General features: G+C 68.7%; 15 protein-coding genes. 10 read left to right on the top strand and 5 right to left on the bottom strand.

The genetic code is table 11. The annotated features are described in order from the left end of the window. Nucleotides 1-1,359 (bottom strand): PAS domain S-box protein, encoded by a 1,359-nt coding sequence (locus tag BSP_RS03615; protein WP_152949324.1) that lies wholly within the window; start codon nt 1,357-1,359, stop codon nt 1-3. 104 nt (nt 1,360-1,463) lie between these two features. On the opposite strand from BSP_RS03615, the gene BSP_RS03610 reads away from it, so the two are divergent. Beyond that, nucleotides 1,464-2,873 (top strand): coniferyl aldehyde dehydrogenase, encoded by a 1,410-nt coding sequence (locus tag BSP_RS03610; RefSeq protein WP_152949323.1) that lies wholly within the window; start codon nt 1,464-1,466, stop codon nt 2,871-2,873. A gap of 61 nt (nt 2,874-2,934) precedes the next feature. Here the strand turns inward: BSP_RS03610 and BSP_RS03605 are convergent, their stop codons facing one another. Together BSP_RS03605 and BSP_RS03600 are read right to left on the bottom strand one after the other, a co-directional pair. Continuing rightward, nucleotides 2,935-4,290, bottom strand: a complete 1,356-nt coding sequence (locus tag BSP_RS03605; RefSeq protein WP_152949322.1) for an amidohydrolase family protein — start codon at nt 4,288-4,290, stop codon at nt 2,935-2,937. Next, a complete protein-coding gene (locus BSP_RS03600) occupies nt 4,290-5,759 on the bottom strand; it encodes an amidohydrolase (RefSeq protein WP_152949321.1) in 1,470 nt (489 codons plus the stop codon). Before BSP_RS03600 ends, BSP_RS03605 begins: the two co-directional genes overlap by 1 nt. 193 nt (nt 5,760-5,952) lie before the next feature. Here BSP_RS03600 and trxA point away from each other — a divergent pair, with 193 nt between their 5' ends. The 7 genes from trxA to BSP_RS03565 all read left to right on the top strand — a co-directional run bounded on the left by trxA (nt 5,953) and on the right by BSP_RS03565 (nt 13,901). Continuing rightward, a complete protein-coding gene (trxA, locus tag BSP_RS03595) occupies nt 5,953-6,858 on the top strand; it encodes a thioredoxin (RefSeq protein ID WP_054764501.1) in 906 nt (301 codons plus the stop codon). Between the two features lie 13 nt (nt 6,859-6,871). Then, nucleotides 6,872-7,528 carry an LON peptidase substrate-binding domain-containing protein gene (locus tag BSP_RS03590; RefSeq protein WP_054764500.1) on the top strand — a complete coding sequence of 219 codons (657 nt, stop codon included), beginning with the start codon at nt 6,872-6,874 and terminating at the stop codon, nt 7,526-7,528. A gap of 80 nt (nt 7,529-7,608) precedes the next feature. After that, entirely contained in the window at nt 7,609-7,803 is a 195-nt protein-coding gene (locus BSP_RS03585) for a Trm112 family protein (RefSeq protein ID WP_054764499.1), read from the top strand. Between the two features lie 88 nt (nt 7,804-7,891). Next, complete coding sequence (gshB, locus tag BSP_RS03580; RefSeq protein ID WP_054764498.1) at nt 7,892-8,848, top strand: glutathione synthase; 957 nt, start codon at nt 7,892-7,894, stop codon at nt 8,846-8,848. A gap of 61 nt (nt 8,849-8,909) precedes the next feature. Then, nucleotides 8,910-10,514, top strand: a complete 1,605-nt coding sequence (locus tag BSP_RS03575; protein ID WP_054764497.1) for a YifB family Mg chelatase-like AAA ATPase — start codon at nt 8,910-8,912, stop codon at nt 10,512-10,514. 72 nt (nt 10,515-10,586) lie between these two features. Further along, on the top strand, nt 10,587-12,107 hold the full coding sequence (locus BSP_RS03570) for a response regulator (protein WP_152949320.1): 1,521 nt from the start codon (nt 10,587-10,589) through the stop codon (nt 12,105-12,107). 39 nt (nt 12,108-12,146) lie between these two features. Then, complete coding sequence (locus BSP_RS03565) at nt 12,147-13,901, top strand: MFS transporter (RefSeq protein ID WP_054764495.1); 1,755 nt, start codon at nt 12,147-12,149, stop codon at nt 13,899-13,901. Nucleotides 13,902-13,946: 45 nt separating this feature from the next. Here BSP_RS03565 and BSP_RS03560 read toward each other — a convergent pair whose 3' ends face one another. Then, nucleotides 13,947-14,084, bottom strand: coding sequence for an entericidin A/B family lipoprotein (locus BSP_RS03560; RefSeq protein ID WP_054764494.1), 138 nt, complete (start codon nt 14,082-14,084; stop codon nt 13,947-13,949). Between the two features lie 112 nt (nt 14,085-14,196). On the opposite strand from BSP_RS03560, the gene trmD reads away from it, so the two are divergent. After that, complete coding sequence (gene trmD, locus BSP_RS03555) at nt 14,197-14,922, top strand: tRNA (guanosine(37)-N1)-methyltransferase TrmD (RefSeq protein WP_054764493.1); 726 nt, start codon at nt 14,197-14,199, stop codon at nt 14,920-14,922. 1 nt (nt 14,923) lies between these two features. Beyond that, on the top strand, nt 14,924-15,346 hold the full coding sequence (gene rplS, locus BSP_RS03550) for a 50S ribosomal protein L19 (RefSeq protein ID WP_054764492.1): 423 nt from the start codon (nt 14,924-14,926) through the stop codon (nt 15,344-15,346). A 77-nt stretch (nt 15,347-15,423) separates the two neighbouring features. Here the strand turns inward: rplS and BSP_RS03545 are convergent, their stop codons facing one another. Next, a complete protein-coding gene (locus BSP_RS03545) occupies nt 15,424-15,909 on the bottom strand; it encodes a PA2169 family four-helix-bundle protein (RefSeq protein WP_054764491.1) in 486 nt (161 codons plus the stop codon). Nucleotides 15,910-15,949 lie beyond the last annotated feature (40 nt).

The following is a 15,949-nucleotide window of genomic DNA, read 5'->3' as shown; positions in this document are numbered from 1 at the left end:
TCATGCGATCGGCGACGGGGGCTCCAGAGGGAAGACGATCTCCACCTCCAATCCTTCACTCGCCCAGTTGCGGCTCAAGGCGCCGCCCAGTTGCCGGGCCATATTGGTTTGCAGCGAAGAGCCGAAACCCTGGCGCGTCGGCGCACTGACGGGCGGGCCGCCAACCTCGCGCCATCTCAGGGTCGCCTGACCGTCCTTGATCGCCCAGTCCACGCAGATGCGACCGCCGCTGCGGCTGCAGGCTCCATATTTGCTGGCGTTGGTGGCGAGCTCATGCAGCAGCATGCTGAGGGGCTGCACCTGTTCGGGGGACAGATCGACCGGCGGACCCTCGACCTCCACCGCCTCTTTCGGACACAGGGCGTCCAGTTCTTCCCAGACGACGTCCTCCAGCCGCCCGCCCTCCCAGCGCCGGCTGGCCAGGGAGGTCTGGGCGCGGGCCAGGGCGCCGATCCGCCCGGCCAGGATCGACTTGTAGTTTTCCAATTCGTCGGCGCGGGTCAGGCGCACCAGGGACTGGACGATGGCCAGAAGATTGCGCGCCCGGTGGTCCACCTCGTGCATCAGCAGGGCGCGGACCTCGGCGTTGCGCTTTTCCTCGCTGATGTCGCGGGCCTCGATCACGGTCCCGATCACCTGGGCGCCCTCGCCATGGATGGGGCTGGCGGTGAAGGCGACGGGATAGAAGCCGCCGTCCTTGTGGACGAAGACCTCTTCCCCCTGGACGCCGGCCCGATCGGGGAAGGCGCGGTCGATGGCGCATTCGGACAGGGGGAAGTGGGATCCGTCCGGACGGGTATGGTGGATGACGTCGTGCAGCGGTCGCCCGGTGGTCTCCTCGAAGGCGTAGCCGGTCAGTTTTTCCGCCGCCCGGTTCATGAAGACGCAGTGCTGCCGGTCGTCCATTAGGAAGACCGCCATGGTGGTATTGTCGAGGATGACGTCCAGCCGCTGGGCCGTGTCGCGCAGCTGCTGCTCCACCCGCCGGTACTGGGTTGTGTCCTGGATGGCGGCGTAGAAGACCGGGTCGTCGCCGTCGTCGAACAGCTGGAGCTTGACGGAGACGTCGTATTCGGACCCGTCCTTGCGCCGATGGACGGTGTCGAAGTCGAGCCGATCGACTTCGCCGGCGAGGAGCGGCCGGATCAGAGCCAGGAAGTCGTCGCGACGGATGCGGGGCTTCAGATCCCAGGGCGTCAGGCGGGACAGTTCGTCCGCGTTGTAGCCCAGGTTTTCCCGGGCGCCCTTGTTGACGAGTCGAAAATAGAAGTCCTCTACGCCGAAGACATAGACCTCGCTCGCGGCCTCCTCAACGATCCGCCCCAGGCGCTCGCTGGTCACCGCGATGGATCTGGTCATGCCCGGCGTCTGCCTCCGATGGTTCGACAACCCTAGATAAGCCGGGGTTATCTGGCAATGATTTTGATTATACGAGAAAAATTGGTGCGAAGGATCGGAACAGGATGACCCAGGCTCAGCTCTCGGACCGGTTCGGGCTTCAGCACGCGGCCTCGCGGGCGGAGGGGGCTGCGTCGGCCCAGGAGCGGCGCGGGCGGCTGGAGACGCTGAAGGCCCTGGTGCTGGAGCGGCGCGAGGCCTTTGCGCGGGCCATAGATGCGGATTTCGGGGCGCGGTCGGCGATGGAGACGGGGCTGCTGGAGGTCACGCCCCTGATCCGCAGCCTGGACCATGCGCGCGCCCGTCTGGGGCGGTGGATGCGCGACGAGCGGCGGTCGGTGGACCTGATGTTCCAGCCGTCGCGGGCCTGGATCCGGCATGAGCCGCTCGGCGTGGTCGGGGTGATCGCGCCGTGGAACTATCCGCTGCTGCTGGCGCTGGGGCCGACGATCGACGCCCTGGCGGCGGGCAACCGAGTGATGATCAAGCCGTCCGAGCTGACGCCCGCCTTCGGCGCCCTGCTGGAAGCCGCCGTGGCCGAACGGTTCGATCCGGCGGTGCTGACCGTGGTCAACGGCGGCGTCGATACAGCCCAGGCCTTTTCGCGCCTGGCCTTCGACCATCTGGTCTTCACCGGTTCGACGCGGGTGGGGCGCGAGGTGATGCGAGCGGCGTCGGAGAATCTGACCCCGGTGACGCTGGAGCTGGGCGGCAAGTCGCCGGCCGTGGTGGCGCCCGACTATCCGCTGGACAAGGTGGCGCGGTCGATCGCCTTCGGCAAGTTCCTGAATGCGGGCCAGACCTGTATCGCCCCCGACTACGCCCTGGTCCCGGCCGGTCAGGTCCGGGCCTTCGCCGAGGCGGTGCTGGATCAGGCGCGGCGGGCCTATCCGACCCTTCAGGACAATCCCGACTACAGCGGGGTGATCAGCGAACGCCACCGGGCCCGGCTGCGCGAGGCGGTGGCGGCGGCGCGGGCGGCGGGGGCCGAGGTGCTGGAGCACCCGGATGCGGGCGACGGGAACAACGGCAAGATCGCCCCGACCCTGGTGCTGAACCCGCCGACCGACGGCCTGCTGATGCAGGAGGAGATCTTCGGCCCGGTCCTGCCGGTGGTCGGATACGACAGCCTGGATGAAGCCCTGGCCTTCGTGGCCGCCCGGCCCCGGCCCCTGGCCCTGTACGGCTTCACCAACCAGGCCCGGACGCGCGACCGGATCCTGGGTTCCGGCCTGTCGGGCGGCGTGACCCTGAACGGGACCATGCTTCATATCGCCCAGAACGACCTGCCGTTCGGCGGGGTCGGCCCCAGCGGCCTGGGCGCCTATCATGGGCCTGAGGGCTTCAAGCGCTTCAGCCATGCGCGGGCGGTCTATGACGTGGGGCCGGTCAACGCCTTCGAACGGCTGGGGCCGCCGTGGGGCGGGGCGGCGGGCCGGCTGGCGCGCGCGGCCCTGCGGTTTCTGGCCCGCTAGGCCAAAACGAAAAAGGGCGGAACCCTGCGATCCCACCCTTCCGTTCAGACCTGAAAGGCCGTCAGTTGCGATAGGCCGGCGGCATCGGCGTCTGTTGACGATAACGGTCGCGCAGCAGCAGGGCGCGGCTGGTCAACGGTTGCTCGACCCCGTCGATGAAGACGGCCGAAGGCTGGCTGAGCGGCTCCAGCGGGTCGCCGGACCAGACCACGACGTCGGCGGCGGCGCCCGGCGCGATCTGGCCGAACTGTCCGCCCATGCCGAAGATCTTCGCCGGATTGACCGTCAGGGCGGCGATGGCGGCGCCGTAGGGCAGGCCGTGGGAGACGGCGTTGCCGGCGTTGTAGCGAGCCTCGCGGGCGCGGTGGGTCGAACCCTCATTGCCCTTGATGGCGATGACCACGCCCGCCGCGTTCAGGGCCGCCGCATTCTCCATCCGCGCCGCCCGCATCTCGAAGTCGCTGGGCAGGTTGGAGATGGGGTTCAGCAGCACCGGCACGCCGGCCGCAGCGATCTCGCCGGCGACCAGCCAGCCTTCCTCGGCGCCGTCCAGGATCAGCCTGATCCCTTCCTCGCGCGCCAGACGCAGCACCTGCTGGATGTCCGACGCCCGGTGGACGGTGACGATCAGGGGCATGGAGCCGTCAGCGACCGGGATCAGGGCCTCCAGGTCCGCGCGCGACAGGCTGAGGTCGCGCAGGCCCGCCCGCTCATAGGCCGACTTGTTGCGGGCGTAGAGGCGGACCTCGGCCATCGTCTCCTTGAACAGGACGAACTGGGCGCCGCGCGCGCCGCCGGCGATGTCGGCCCCGGCCTCGCCGAAGGGGGCGACCATGGCCACGCGCGGCTTGACCAGAATGTTCGCATCGCCGTTTATCAAGTCTGGGCCCAGGTCGATGACCGCCGCCTGGCCCGCGAACAGGCCCGGCGTCTGATAGCCGCCGTCGCCGGCGCCGGCCGTCTCGTCCTCATGGACATGGCCGCCGGACGAGCCGGGGTGTTGGGGCACGACCACGGCGCGGGTGATGCCGCCCAGACGCGCCACCGGCAGGGTGAAGGACCAGGGGTCCAGGCCATAGGAGATGTCGAAGGCGGCGCTGAGGGTGTTGGACGCATTGCGCAGCTCATTGGTGCCGCCGACCGAGCCCACCTCGGTCCCGGCCAGACCGGAATCGACGGCGACGAAGCCAGGGGCGACCGTCTTGCCGGTCGCGTCGATGACGCGGGCGCCGGCAGGGGCGGCGCCCGTTCCGACCGAGACGATCTTGCCGTCGCGGATCACCACCGTGCCGCGCTCGATGACGGAGGTTCCGGTCAGAACCCGGCCGCCCGTGATGGCCACAGTGTCCTGGGCGACCGCAGGCGCGGCGACAGACAGGGCGGCCACAGCGGCCGCAAGGATGTGGGGCAGACGCATCAGCGGGCTCCTTCGGCGACGTTGGCGGCGGTCAGGCCATAGCCCGGCTGGCCCAGCTCGAAATCGCTGGTCGGCTGATAGGCGGGGTCAGTCCGGTCGAAGGTCAGGGCGCCGTCGATGAAGACCTGATCCGCACGGGCGTAGATCGAAAAGGGATCGGCGCTCCAGATCACCACGTCGGCGCGCTTGCCGGCCTCCAGCGAGCCGGTCTGGTCGGCGACGCCGATGGCCCGGGCGGCGTTGGAGGTGATCCAGCTGATGGCGTGTTCTTCCGAAATGTTCAGGCCGGCGCGGCGACCGGCCGACAGGGCGGCGGCGGCCTCCTGATTCAACCGTTGAGTCAGTTCGGCGTCGTCGGAATGGATGACGGCGCAGGAGCCTTCGGGCGCGTCCACCAGGGCGGCGTTCTCCTCGATGGCGTCGAGCGCCTCCATCTTGAAGCCCCACCAGCCGGTCCACATGGCGGCGCAGATGCCGTTCTGGGCCAGTTGGGGGGCCAGCTTATAGGCCTCGGTGGCGTGGTGGAAGGTGGTGATGCGGTAGCCGAACTCCTTGGCCATATCCATCATCAGCGCCATTTCGTCGGCGCGGTAGCAGTGGTTCTGGATCAGGATCGAGCCGTCCAGCACCCCGGCCAGGGTCTCGTTCTGCAGGTTACGGGTCGGGGGAGAACCCTCGTGATCCGCCTGCCACTTGTCCCACTTGGCCTTGTATTCGCGCGCGGCGATGAAGGCGGCGCGATAGCCGGCCATATTGCCCATGCCGGTCGCCGGGCTCTGGTTGCGGCCGCCATAGACCCGCGACGGGTTCTCGCCGCAAGCCATCTTGAGCGTATAGGGGGCTTGCGGAAACTTCATGCCCTGCATGGTGATGGAGGGCGTATTGCGGATGGTGACGCCCCGGCCGCCGAACAGATTGGCCGAGCCGGGCAGGATGTGGAGCGTGGTCACCCCGCCGGCGCGGGCGGTGTTGAAGCCCGGATCCTGGGGCCAAAGCGAATGTTCGGCCCAGACCTGGGCGGTGTTCGGGCTGGTCGCCTCATTGCCGTCGCTCATGCCCTGGACCCCGGGGGACGGATAGACGCCCAGGTGGCTGTGGACGTCGATGATCCCCGGCGTGACATAGCGGCCGCGCGCCTCGATCAGCCGATAGCCCGCAGGGACGGGGGTCGAGGCGTCGCCGACGGCGGCGATCTTGCCGTCGGTGACCACGACCACGCCGTTTTCGATCTTGCGGTCCGTCCCGGTCAGGACCGTAGCCCCGACCACGGCGAAATTCTCGCGCGGCAACGGTTGATAGGTCGAAGGATAGGGGTCCGACCTCGTCGCCGGGTCCAGCCCGGCCGCCAGGCTCCTGTCCTTGGCCGGGGCGGTCCCGCCCTGGTCCGGCTCCGTCGTGGCGCAGGCCGACAGGCCCAAGGCGCACGCCAAGGCCGCGAGGCCGACGCCCCGCAGATGATGTCTGATCATCAGATCCCTCTCCCGACGACACGCCAGCCCCGGCGTGTCTTGCAGCAGTCATAGAAGGGGCTTGCCGCCCGGCCGTCAAAAGATTTCGACGTTCTTTCTCGATCGCGCCATGCTCGCACCGCCTGGGGAGTTGTGTTGGGCCGGTAAGGCGACCATCTGGGGTTCTAAGGCTCTTCGATACACGGACTTCCCCATGACCTTCGCCGACCCGACCCTGGACCCGCGCCCTTCCGGCGACCTGATCAAGGAAGGCACGGACGCCTCCTTCATGAAGGACGTGATCGAGGCGTCGAAGACCCAGCCGGTGATCGTCGACTTCTGGGCCACCTGGTGCGGCCCCTGCCGGACCCTGGGGCCGGCGCTGGAGAAGGCCGTGCGCGCCGCCAAGGGGGCGGTCAAGATGGTCAAGATCGACGTCGACGCCAACCCGGCCTATGCGGGCCAGCTGCGCGTGCAGTCGATCCCGACCGTCTACGCCTTCGTCAACGGCCAGCCGGTGGACGGCTTCCAGGGCGCTATTCCGGAGAGCCAGATCAAGGCCTTCATCGACAAGCTGACCGGCGGCCAGGGCGGGTCCGCCGAGATCGCTCAACTGCTGGAGCTGGGTGAAGAATCGCTGGGCCTGAACGACTTCGGCGGCGCGGCCCAGGCCTTCGCCCACGTCTTGTCGATCGAGCCGGAGAATGAAAAGGCCATCGCCGGCCTGGCGCGTGTCTATATGGCGGGCGGCGACGTCGAACAGGCGACCCAGACCATCGCCATGGCGCCGGCCGAGTCCAAGGAACCGGCGGTTCAGAGCGTGCGGGCCCAGCTGGCCCTGGCGGCCAAGGCGCCCGCCGGCGCATCGGCCGAGCTGGAAGCCAAGGTCGCGGCCGATCCGAACGATCATCAGGCGCGCTTCGACCTGGCCGAAGCCCTGAGCGCGGCCGGCGACTTCAAGGGGGCGATCGACAATCTTCTGTCCATCGTCCAGGCCGATCGCGAATGGAACGATCAGGCCGCGCGCAAACAGCTTCTGGTCATCTTCGAGGCGGCCGGCCTGGGGTCGGACGTCTCCAAGGACGGGCGGCGCCGCCTGTCCTCCATCCTCTTCTCCTAGGGCGGACCCTTCCATGCCCCAGGGCTATGTGCGCGCTTTGGACCTGCCCCAGGTCATTCCGGTGTTTCCGCTGGGCGGCGCCATCCTGCTGCCCCGCGGACAGCTGCCGCTGAACATCTTCGAGCCGCGCTATCTGAACATGGTGGACGACGCCATGGCGGGCGACCGGATCATCGGCCTGATCCAGCCCAAGGGCGGGACGCCGGCCCTGCCCGGCCTGTCTTCGGTCGGCTGCGCGGGACGGATCACCGGCTTCGCCGAGACGTCGGACGGGCGCTATCTGATCACCCTGACGGGCGTGTCGCGGTTCCGCGTCGCGGCCGAACTGCCGACCAAGACGCCGTATCGACAGGTGCGGGCGGCGTTCGACGCCTATGAGGACGATCTGGCGCCCCCGCCTGAGGAGCCGGATTTCGACCGCCACGCCTTTCTGGACGCCTTGCGGGACTACATGGCTCACCGCGCCCTGGAAATCGACTGGGACACGGCCGAGACCGCGCCTATGGAGGCCCTGGTCAACAGCCTGGCCATGGCCCTGCCGTTCGAACCCGCCGAAAAACAGGCCCTGCTGGAGTCGATGAGCCTGATGTCGCGCGCCGAGGCCCTGACCGCCCTGTTGCGGATCGACGCCGCCGACGGGGGCGACGACGCCGCATCGTCGATCCAATAAGGCCCGCCCATATGGCGCAAAGCACGCCGTGACCCTAAACAGCCTTTCCGACCTGGTTTTCGCAGACGACAGGAGCCCTCATGAGCGACGCCTTCCAGACGCCGGTTTCCGTCGACCCCCGCCTGCTCGAGGTGCTGGTCTGTCCGGTGACGCGGGGCCGCCTGACCTATGACCGCGAGGCCGGCGAACTGATCTCGCCGGGCGCCAAACTGGCCTATCCGATCCGGGAAGGCGTGCCGATCATGCTGGCCGAAGAAGCCAGGCCGCTGGACTGAACCGCAGCAGACGAAGACGAACCCACGGCTCGGGCGCCTCGCGCCGATCGGGCCCAAGCAGCGCAAGGCGCGATAGGCCCCAGACACCATGACCCTCAAAGTCGCCATCCAGATGGACCCGATCGAGGCCGTCAATATTGAGTCCGACACCACCTTTCTGATGGCCGAAACGGCCCAGGCGCGGGGGCACCGGCTGTGGGTCTATGATTTCCGCACCCTGGCCCTTGAGGAGGGTCGGCTCTACTGCCGCGCCCGTCCGGTCGCCGTTCGTCGCAAGGCCGGCGATCATGTCGATTTCGGCGACCCCGTTCGGCTGGATCTGGGACAGGACGTCGACGTGGTTCTGATGCGTCAGGACCCGCCGTTCGACATGGCCTATGTGACGGCCACCTATCTCCTGGAAACGATCCACCCTTCGACCCTGGTGGTCAACGATCCGGCCGAGGTGCGTTCGGCGCCGGAGAAGCTGCTCGTGACACGCTTCCCCGACCTGACCCCGCCGACCCTGATCAGTTCCGACCCCGTCCAGCTGGGCGACTTCCACCGGCGCCACGGCGAGGTGGTGCTGAAGCCCCTGCATGGGGCCGCAGGCTCGGGCGTGGTCCGGCTGAAGGCGGATGATCCCAATCTGGATGCTCTGATCGAAATCCACGCCATGGGATCGCGCGATCCTCTGGTGATCCAGAAATTCATTCCCGCCGTGTCCAAGGGCGACAAGCGGATTCTGCTGGTGGACGGCGAGCCGGTGGGCGCCATCAACCGAATTCCCGCCAAGGACCAGGTCCGGTCCAACCTGCGGGTCGGAGGCACGGCCGCGCCGGTCGAGCTGACGCCGCGCGATCTCGAAATCTGCGCCGCCGTTGGTCCGACCCTGAAGGAACGCGGCCTGATCTTCGTCGGCATAGACGTGATCGGCGACTGGCTGACCGAGATCAACGTCACCTCTCCCACGGGGGCCCAGCAGCTGAAGACCTTCACCGGCGTCGACGCCACGGCGCGGATGTGGGAGGTCATAGAAGCGAAACGCGCCGCACAGGTTGCGTAATCGCCACTTGAATTAGAGTTCAGTTCATGGTTCGTTCCTCGCTCCAAGGGGGGACGGAGCCATGGTCGCGCGAGTCGTTACGGTCGCCTTTGACGGGGTCGAGGCGCGGCGTGTGGACGTCGAGGTCCAGCTGGTCGGCCAGGATCAGCAGACGGTGTTCAACATCGTCGGCCTGCCGGACAAGGCGGTGGCTGAAAGCCGCGAGCGGGTGCGCGGCGCCTTCGCCGGGATCGGTCTGGCCCTGCCCTCACGGCGAATCATCGCCAATCTGGCCCCCGCCGACCTGCCAAAAGAAGGCAGCCATTTCGACCTGCCCATCGCCCTGGCCCTGATGGCGGCCATGGGGGTGATCGGGCCGGACGCCCTGGACGGCTGGGCCGCCATCGGCGAGCTGGGGCTGGACGGGCAGATCGCCAGGGTCGGCGGCGCCCTGCCGGCCGCCGTGGCCGCCGACGCTCTGGGCCTGGGCCTGATCTGCCCGGAATCAACGGGGCCGGAAGCCGCCTGGGCCGGCGGGGCGCGTATTCTGGCGCCGCGGTCCCTGATCGCCCTGATCAATCATTTCAAGGGAAGCCAGGTGCTGCGCGCGCCTGAGCCCGGCCCCCTGGCCGGCGGCAAGGCCGTGCCAGACCTGCGCGAGGTCAAGGGTCAGGAAGGCGCCAAGCGGGCGCTGGAGATCGCGGCCGCCGGGGGCCACAATCTGCTGTTCATCGGCCCGCCCGGATCGGGCAAGTCGATGATGGCCCAGCGCCTGCCCGGCCTGTTGCCGCCCTTGACCTCGCAGGAGCTGCTGGAGACCTCCATGGTCTGGTCGGTCGCCGGCCTGATCGAGCGGGGCGCCCTGACAAGGGACCGTCCCTTCCGCAGCCCGCACCATTCAGCCTCGATGGCGGCCTTGACCGGCGGGGGTCTGCGGGCCAAGCCGGGCGAGGCGTCGCTGGCCCATAACGGCGTCCTCTTCCTGGATGAACTGCCCGAATACAGCGCCCAGGCCCTGGACTCGCTGCGGGCGCCCCTGGAGACGGGCGAGATCGTCGTGGCCCGCGCCAACGCCCATATCCGCTATCCGGCTCGGTTCCAGCTGGTGGCGGCGATGAACCCCTGTCGCTGCGGCATGGGCGGGGCCGGGCGCGGCGCCTGCGGCAAGGCGCCCCGCTGCCAGCGGGATTATCAGAACCGGGTGTCCGGCCCGATGTTCGACCGGATCGACCTGACGGTCGAGACGCCGCCCGTCACCGCCGCCGACATGATCCTGCCGCCCCCGTCCGAGGGCACGGCCGAGGCCAAGGCGCGCGTCGCCGCTGCACGCGCCCTGCAGGAAGACCGGGTGCGGGCCGCAGGCCTGGATCCCGCCCAGGGGCTGAACGCCCGGGCCTCCGGCGAGGCGCTGGACCGGTTCGCCACGCCGGACGAGGCGGGGCGGATGCTGCTGATGCGGGCGGGCGAGGCCGGGGGGCTGACGGCGCGGGGCTGGACCCGCACCCTCAGGCTGGCCCGCACCATCGCCGACCTGGACGGCTGCGACGGGGTCTTGCGCCGCCATGTCGCCGAGGCCCTGATCTATCGCCGCAACACGGTCGGCGCCGAGGCCGATTTCGACCGCCGCGTCGCCGCCCGCTCCAGCCTGGCCGAGGCCGCCGGTCGGGCGGCCTTCATCCACGATTGATCCAGGGCCTCTTGAAGCGTCCTTAACTCCGCTCGGCTTAGACGTCGTCCCCTCGCAGAGACGGAACAGACCATGGCGCGGCGGGCGGCGACGAAACGAACCGAAGGCTCGGCGGCGACGGCCGATCCGGCCCAGCAGTTCCTGCGCCTGATGAGTCACGAGATGCGCACCCCCCTGAACGGGGTGCTGGGCATGATCCATCTGTTGCAGCGGACCCGATTGGACGGCGCCCAGCGCGCCTATGCCGAGAACGCCCGCCAGTCGGCCGAACACCTTTTGGGACTGGTCAACGACCTTCTGGACTATGCGCGGCTTGAGGCCGGGGCGCTGGAGTTCGACCTGGCGCCGGTCGATGTGGAACCCCTGGTCCGCAGCGTCGCCGAACTGCTGAGTCCGCGCGCCCATGACAAGGGGCTGGAGATCGTCTGGTCCGTCGGCGCCGACGTGCCCGACATCAGGGCCGACGAGGGCCGGCTGAAGCAGGTTCTGTTCAACCTGGCCGGCAATGCGGTCAAGTTCACCGAGACCGGCGGCGTCTACATCGCGGTCGAACGGCGAAACGGCGCCGGCGGGGCGGCGCACCTGGCCTTCATCGTCGATGACACGGGCCCCGGCGTGCCGCACGAAGCCCACACGCGCATCTTCGAAGAGTTCGGCCACGCCGACGTTTCCGACGCCGTGCGACATGACGGGGCGGGCCTGGGGCTGGCGGTTGTCCGGAAACTGGCGCGGGCCATGGGCGGGTCTGTCCAGGTCGCAGACCGCCCGGGCGGCGGCGCCCGCTTCTGTTTCGAGGCCGCCTTCGATGTCGTTCCCGGTACGCGAGGCCAGCCTCTGGCGGGCCTGACCGTCGCCGTCCGCTCGCCCAACCCCTTCGTCCAGGCCGCCGCCATCGCCCAGATCGAGGCGTCCGGTGGGCGGTTCGCCGCATCGGCGCCGGTCGTTCTGGTCGATCACGTCGGCGCCTTGTCCGGCGACTTGGCGCTTCCGCCATCGGACGGCCGGGGCGTGATCCTGCTGAAACCGTCCGAGCGCGATCTGATCGCGCGCTACCGCGCCCAGGGCTTCCACGGCTATCTGATCAAGCCTCTGCGCCGCGCCTCCCTCGCCGAACGGGTGCTGGCCGTCGCGGCCCAGGACGATCCCATGCGCGAGGCCGGCGCCGCCTCTCCGGCGGCTGAGGACGACCGGGTCGTCCCTGCCCGCTTCGCCGGGACGCGGGTCCTGCTGGCCGAGGACAATCCGGTCGGCGCCCTGCTGGCCCGCACCCTGTTGCAGCGCGAGGGCTGCATCGTCGAAACCGCCGCCCGCGGTCAGGAGGCCGTCGCCGCCCTGGCCCGCGCCCGTTATGATCTGGTCTTCATGGACATGCGGATGCCGGGCATGGACGGCCCCGCCGCCGCCCGCGCCATCCGTGCTGCGGGCGACGCCACCCCCATACTGGCCCTGACCGCCAACGCCTTCGCCGAAGACCGCCGCCTGTGCCTGGAGGCGGGGATGGACGACCATCTGGTCAAGCCGCTGGACGCCGAGGCCCTGCGCGCCGCCCTGACCCGCTGGACGAAGCGCGACATCCACGCCAAGGTCGGCTGAGTTAACGGCGTCCGTCTCCGGCCGCCGCCGGAGCCGTGCATGACCGACCAGACCACCCCCGCCGAACCCGCAAGCCGTTTCGGCGGCCTGGCCGTCTATGGCGAGCGGCGCGTCTTCATCATGCTGCTGCTGGGGTTCTCGGCCGGTCTGCCCAATCTGCTGATCTTCGACACCCTGACAACCTGGCTGCGGGAAAGCGGCCTGACGCTGGAGGTGATCGGCTTCTTCGCCCTGGCGACCCTGTCCTATTCGCTGAAGTTCGTCTGGGCGCCGCTGATCGACCGGACAGCCATTCCCCTGCTGACGCCCCTGCTGGGGCACCGCCGGGCCTGGATGCTGGTGACGCAGGGGGTGATCATCTTCGGCCTATGGTCCATCTCAACGCTGAATCCCGCGAACGCCCTGATCGCCGTCGCCGGTTTCGCCGCCCTGGTCGGCTTCTTCGGCGCCACCCAGGACATCGTCATCGACGCCTGGCGGATCGAGGCGGCCGACGACAGCCGCCACGGCGCCATGGCCGCCGCCTACCAGATGGGCTACCGCGTCGCCATGATCGTCGCGGGCGCCGTCCCCCTGATCCTGGCCGATCTCTACAACTGGAACCTGTCCTACGCCGTCATGGCGGCCCTGATGGGTCTTGGGATCGCCGGCGTCCTGTTCGCGCCCCGCGAAAAGGCCCATTCGATCCGCCCCATCCCCGTCGGCGACGTGCCGTCGCGGCCTAGGCTGGAGGTGCTGGAGTGGGTCGCCCGTCTGGCGATCATCGGCGTCGCCGCCATGTTCCTCGGCTCGGGCCTGACAGGCCAGTCCGCGCCGCTGAACGCCCTGTTCGGTCTCTTCGGCCTGGGGGCGGAGGGCCAGGCTGCGGTGAAGGCGGCGTTGTCGGCCAAGCCCGAAGGCGTCTATCTGCAGTTCGTCTCGGTCTTCCTGGGCCTGGGCGTCATGGTTCTGGCCTGCTGGCCTCTGCCGGGACTGAAGACCCGCCCCGGCGCCTATCTGGCCGGATCCTTCGGCCAGCCGGTGGCCGACTTCTACAAGCGGTTCGCCGGCGTCGCGACCCTGATCCTGGCCCTGATCTGCGTCTATCGCCTGGCCGACTTCGTGCTGAACATCATGCCGCCCTTCTATATCGACCTGGGCTTCACCAAGACCGAGCTGGCCGAGGTGCGCAAGGTGTTCGGCGTGGTCATGACGACGCTCGGCGTCTTCATCGGCGGCTGGTCGGTGGCGAGGCTGGGCCTGATCCGCACCATGGTCATCGGCGCCTTCATGAGCCCGGTCTCCAACCTGGTCTTCGCCTGGCTGGCGACCCAGGGGCACAGTCTGTCGGCCCTGACGGTGGCCATCGGCGTCGACAACGTCTCTGGCGGCTACGCCGGGACGGCCCTGATCGCCTATATGTCCAGCCTGACCTCGATCGGCTTTACGGCCACCCAGTACGCCCTCTTCACCTCGCTGTACGCCCTGCCGGGCAAGCTGATCGCCTCGCAGTCGGGTCGGATCGTGGAGGCCTCGGCCCGGGCGGCGGAAGGGAACGGCCCCTTCGCGGGCCTGCGCGGCCTGTTCGCCAATCTACAGGAGGGCGTTTTGACCACCGGCGCGACGGCCAGCGGCGTGACGCCTGCGGCCCTGGGCGCCGGCTATGTGGCCTTCTTCCTCTATTCCTTCGTCATCGGCCTGTTCGGCATCGTCCTGGCCTTCGTCGTGGCCGGAAAACAGACCGCGCTTCAGGCCCGTCAGACGGCCGAAGACGTGGATCCCGCCGTGGCGGCGACCGAGGGCCAGCCGTCCTGAAATGCGAAGGCCCGCTGGTACGGACGGGCCTTGCGGATCATCCGATCAGTGTTTCGCCCGTTCCGCGCCCGAGCTGACGGCGGATCCGGCGGCCGAAACGTCGCGGCCGACGCCGGCGATGGTGTTGCAGGCCGAGACGGCCAGGGCGGCGGCGACGAGCGAGAGGGTGATGATCTTGCGCATGGCGAACCTCGTTTATGGTCAAGCTCCGCACGAACGCCCAAGCTTGGCCTTGGTTGCGCATCCCTGTCGCAAACAATGGATTTTCGCCGTCGTTCGGGGCTAAAGGGCCGCCATGTCCTTCACTGCCACCGTCCTGACCATGTTCCCCGAAGCCTTTCCGGGCCCGCTCGGGGTGTCGCTGATCGGCACGGCCTGGCGCGAGAAGGGGCTGTGGAGCCTGGATACGGTTGACATCCGCGCCTTTTCCACAGATACGCGCGGCTTCCTGGACGACACCCCTGCGGGCGGCGGTCCGGGAGCCGTGCTTAAGGCGGACGTGGTGGCCAGGGCGGTCGATAGCCTGCCTGGGCCGAAACGGCCGCTTTTGTACATGAGCGCCCGGGGTCGGCCCCTGACCCAGGCGCGCGTCAAGGAATGGGCGACAGCGGACGGAATCGTCGTGCTGTGCGGCCGTTTCGAGGGGGTGGATCAACGGGTGCTGGACGCCCGGGGGTTCGAGGAGGTCTCGGTCGGAGACGCGGTCCTCGCCGGCGGCGAGGCGGCGGCCATGGTCGTGATCGAGGCGTGCGTAAGACTGATCCCCGGAGTGCTCGGTTCAGGCGACAGCCTGTCGTCCGAAAGTTTCGAGGACGGGCTTCTGGAGCATCCGCAGTACACGCGACCGCGGACGTTTGAGGGGCTTGAGATTCCCGAGGTGCTGCTGTCGGGCGACCATAAGAAGGTCGCCGAATGGCGTCAGGCGCAGCGGGAGCAGACCACGCGGGAGCGACGGCCGGACCTCTGGCAGGCGCATCTCGCCAACTCACAGGTAAAGAGCGCCAAGCTCGAGGAGAAATGACATGAACATCGTTCAACAGCTGGAAGCTGAAGAAAAAGCCCGCGTTCTGGGCGACCGCAAGATCCCGGACTTCCAGCCCGGCGACACCCTGCGCGTCAATGTGAAGATCAAGGAAGGCGAGCGCGAGCGCGTCCAGGCCTTCGAAGGCGTCTGCATCGCCCGTGACGGCGGCGGCGTGAACGAGACCTTCACCGTCCGCAAGATTTCGTTCGGCGAAGGCGTCGAGCGGAAGTTTCCCATTCTGTCGCCGAACGTCGAGTCGATCGAGGTGAAGCGCCGCGGCGTCGTGCGTCGCGCCAAGCTCTATTATCTGCGCGACCGTCGCGGCAAGTCGGCCCGGATCGCCGAGCGTCAGACGGTTCGTCCCGCCAAGGGCGTGGTGGTCCCGGAGACCGGCGCCGCCGACAAGGGCGACGAAGCCTGATCCCAGGCGCGTTCGCAAAACGATAAGGGCCCCGGCGGCGACGCCGGGGCCTTTTTCTTTGTCCGGCGCGCGCCCCCTTACTGCGGAAACAGCGGATTGGACGCATCCCTCTGGCCTTCCAGACTGTGTTTCAGGCCTTCCATCTGATCATGGCCCGTCTTGATGGAGGCGTAGGCGCGGCGAATGGTTTCGCGGGTGGTGGCCGAGATGGCCGTGTCATCCAGAGCCTTGTCGAACTTTGCGGCGATGAACCCCTCGCCGCTGTTGATCGACCCCACCACGCTGTCGTCATTCCTCAGCAGGGCGTGTTTGACGTCCAGAAAGGCGCGGTGGGCCTTGGCCAGGATCGAGCCGTGAGCCTCAGGGTCGCCGCCCAGACCGCGCACGGCGGCCGACAGATCCTCGACCACCTGGCGGCGCTCCTCGCTGCGGCGTTCAAACAGGCTGCGGAAATGGGGATCGGTCGTCTCTTCGGCCGCCTGGGCGTAGCCGTCGGCGCTGTCCAGGGTGGTCTCGATCAGGCCGTTCAAGACCTTGATGTCATGGGCGTTGGGATTGCTCATTGCGTCGGCTCCTCCGCTTAGGCGGTCAAGCGGACAATGG

The organism is Brevundimonas sp. Bb-A, from assembly GCF_009394735.1.
GTDB lineage: Bacteria > Pseudomonadota > Alphaproteobacteria > Caulobacterales > Caulobacteraceae > Brevundimonas > Brevundimonas aurantiaca.
Note: the sequence above shows the minus strand (reverse complement) of the source record. Positions and strands in the feature narration are given on the sequence as shown.

Bases quoted from the DNA above. Each gene is read 5' to 3' on its own strand.
- BSP_RS03560 (WP_054764494.1), bottom strand. From the start codon at position 14,084: ATGCGCAAGATCATCACCCTCTCGCTCGTCGCCGCCGCCCTGGCCGTC.
- gshB (WP_054764498.1), top strand. From the start codon at position 7,892: ATGACCCTCAAAGTCGCCATCCAGATGGACCCGATCGAGGCCGTCAAT.
- BSP_RS03585 (WP_054764499.1), top strand. From the start codon at position 7,609: ATGAGCGACGCCTTCCAGACGCCGGTTTCCGTCGACCCCCGCCTGCTC.
- BSP_RS03575 (WP_054764497.1), top strand. From the start codon at position 8,910: ATGGTCGCGCGAGTCGTTACGGTCGCCTTTGACGGGGTCGAGGCGCGG.
- BSP_RS03605 (WP_152949322.1), bottom strand. From the start codon at position 4,290: ATGCGTCTGCCCCACATCCTTGCGGCCGCTGTGGCCGCCCTGTCTGTC.
- trxA (WP_054764501.1), top strand. From the start codon at position 5,953: ATGACCTTCGCCGACCCGACCCTGGACCCGCGCCCTTCCGGCGACCTG.
- rplS (WP_054764492.1), top strand. From the start codon at position 14,924: ATGAACATCGTTCAACAGCTGGAAGCTGAAGAAAAAGCCCGCGTTCTG.
- BSP_RS03570 (WP_152949320.1), top strand. From the start codon at position 10,587: ATGGCGCGGCGGGCGGCGACGAAACGAACCGAAGGCTCGGCGGCGACG.
- BSP_RS03545 (WP_054764491.1), bottom strand. From the start codon at position 15,909: ATGAGCAATCCCAACGCCCATGACATCAAGGTCTTGAACGGCCTGATC.
- BSP_RS03610 (WP_152949323.1), top strand. From the start codon at position 1,464: ATGACCCAGGCTCAGCTCTCGGACCGGTTCGGGCTTCAGCACGCGGCC.
- trmD (WP_054764493.1), top strand. From the start codon at position 14,197: ATGTCCTTCACTGCCACCGTCCTGACCATGTTCCCCGAAGCCTTTCCG.
- BSP_RS03615 (WP_152949324.1), bottom strand. From the start codon at position 1,359: ATGACCAGATCCATCGCGGTGACCAGCGAGCGCCTGGGGCGGATCGTT.
- BSP_RS03590 (WP_054764500.1), top strand. From the start codon at position 6,872: ATGCCCCAGGGCTATGTGCGCGCTTTGGACCTGCCCCAGGTCATTCCG.
- BSP_RS03565 (WP_054764495.1), top strand. From the start codon at position 12,147: ATGACCGACCAGACCACCCCCGCCGAACCCGCAAGCCGTTTCGGCGGC.
- BSP_RS03600 (WP_152949321.1), bottom strand. From the start codon at position 5,759: ATGATCAGACATCATCTGCGGGGCGTCGGCCTCGCGGCCTTGGCGTGC.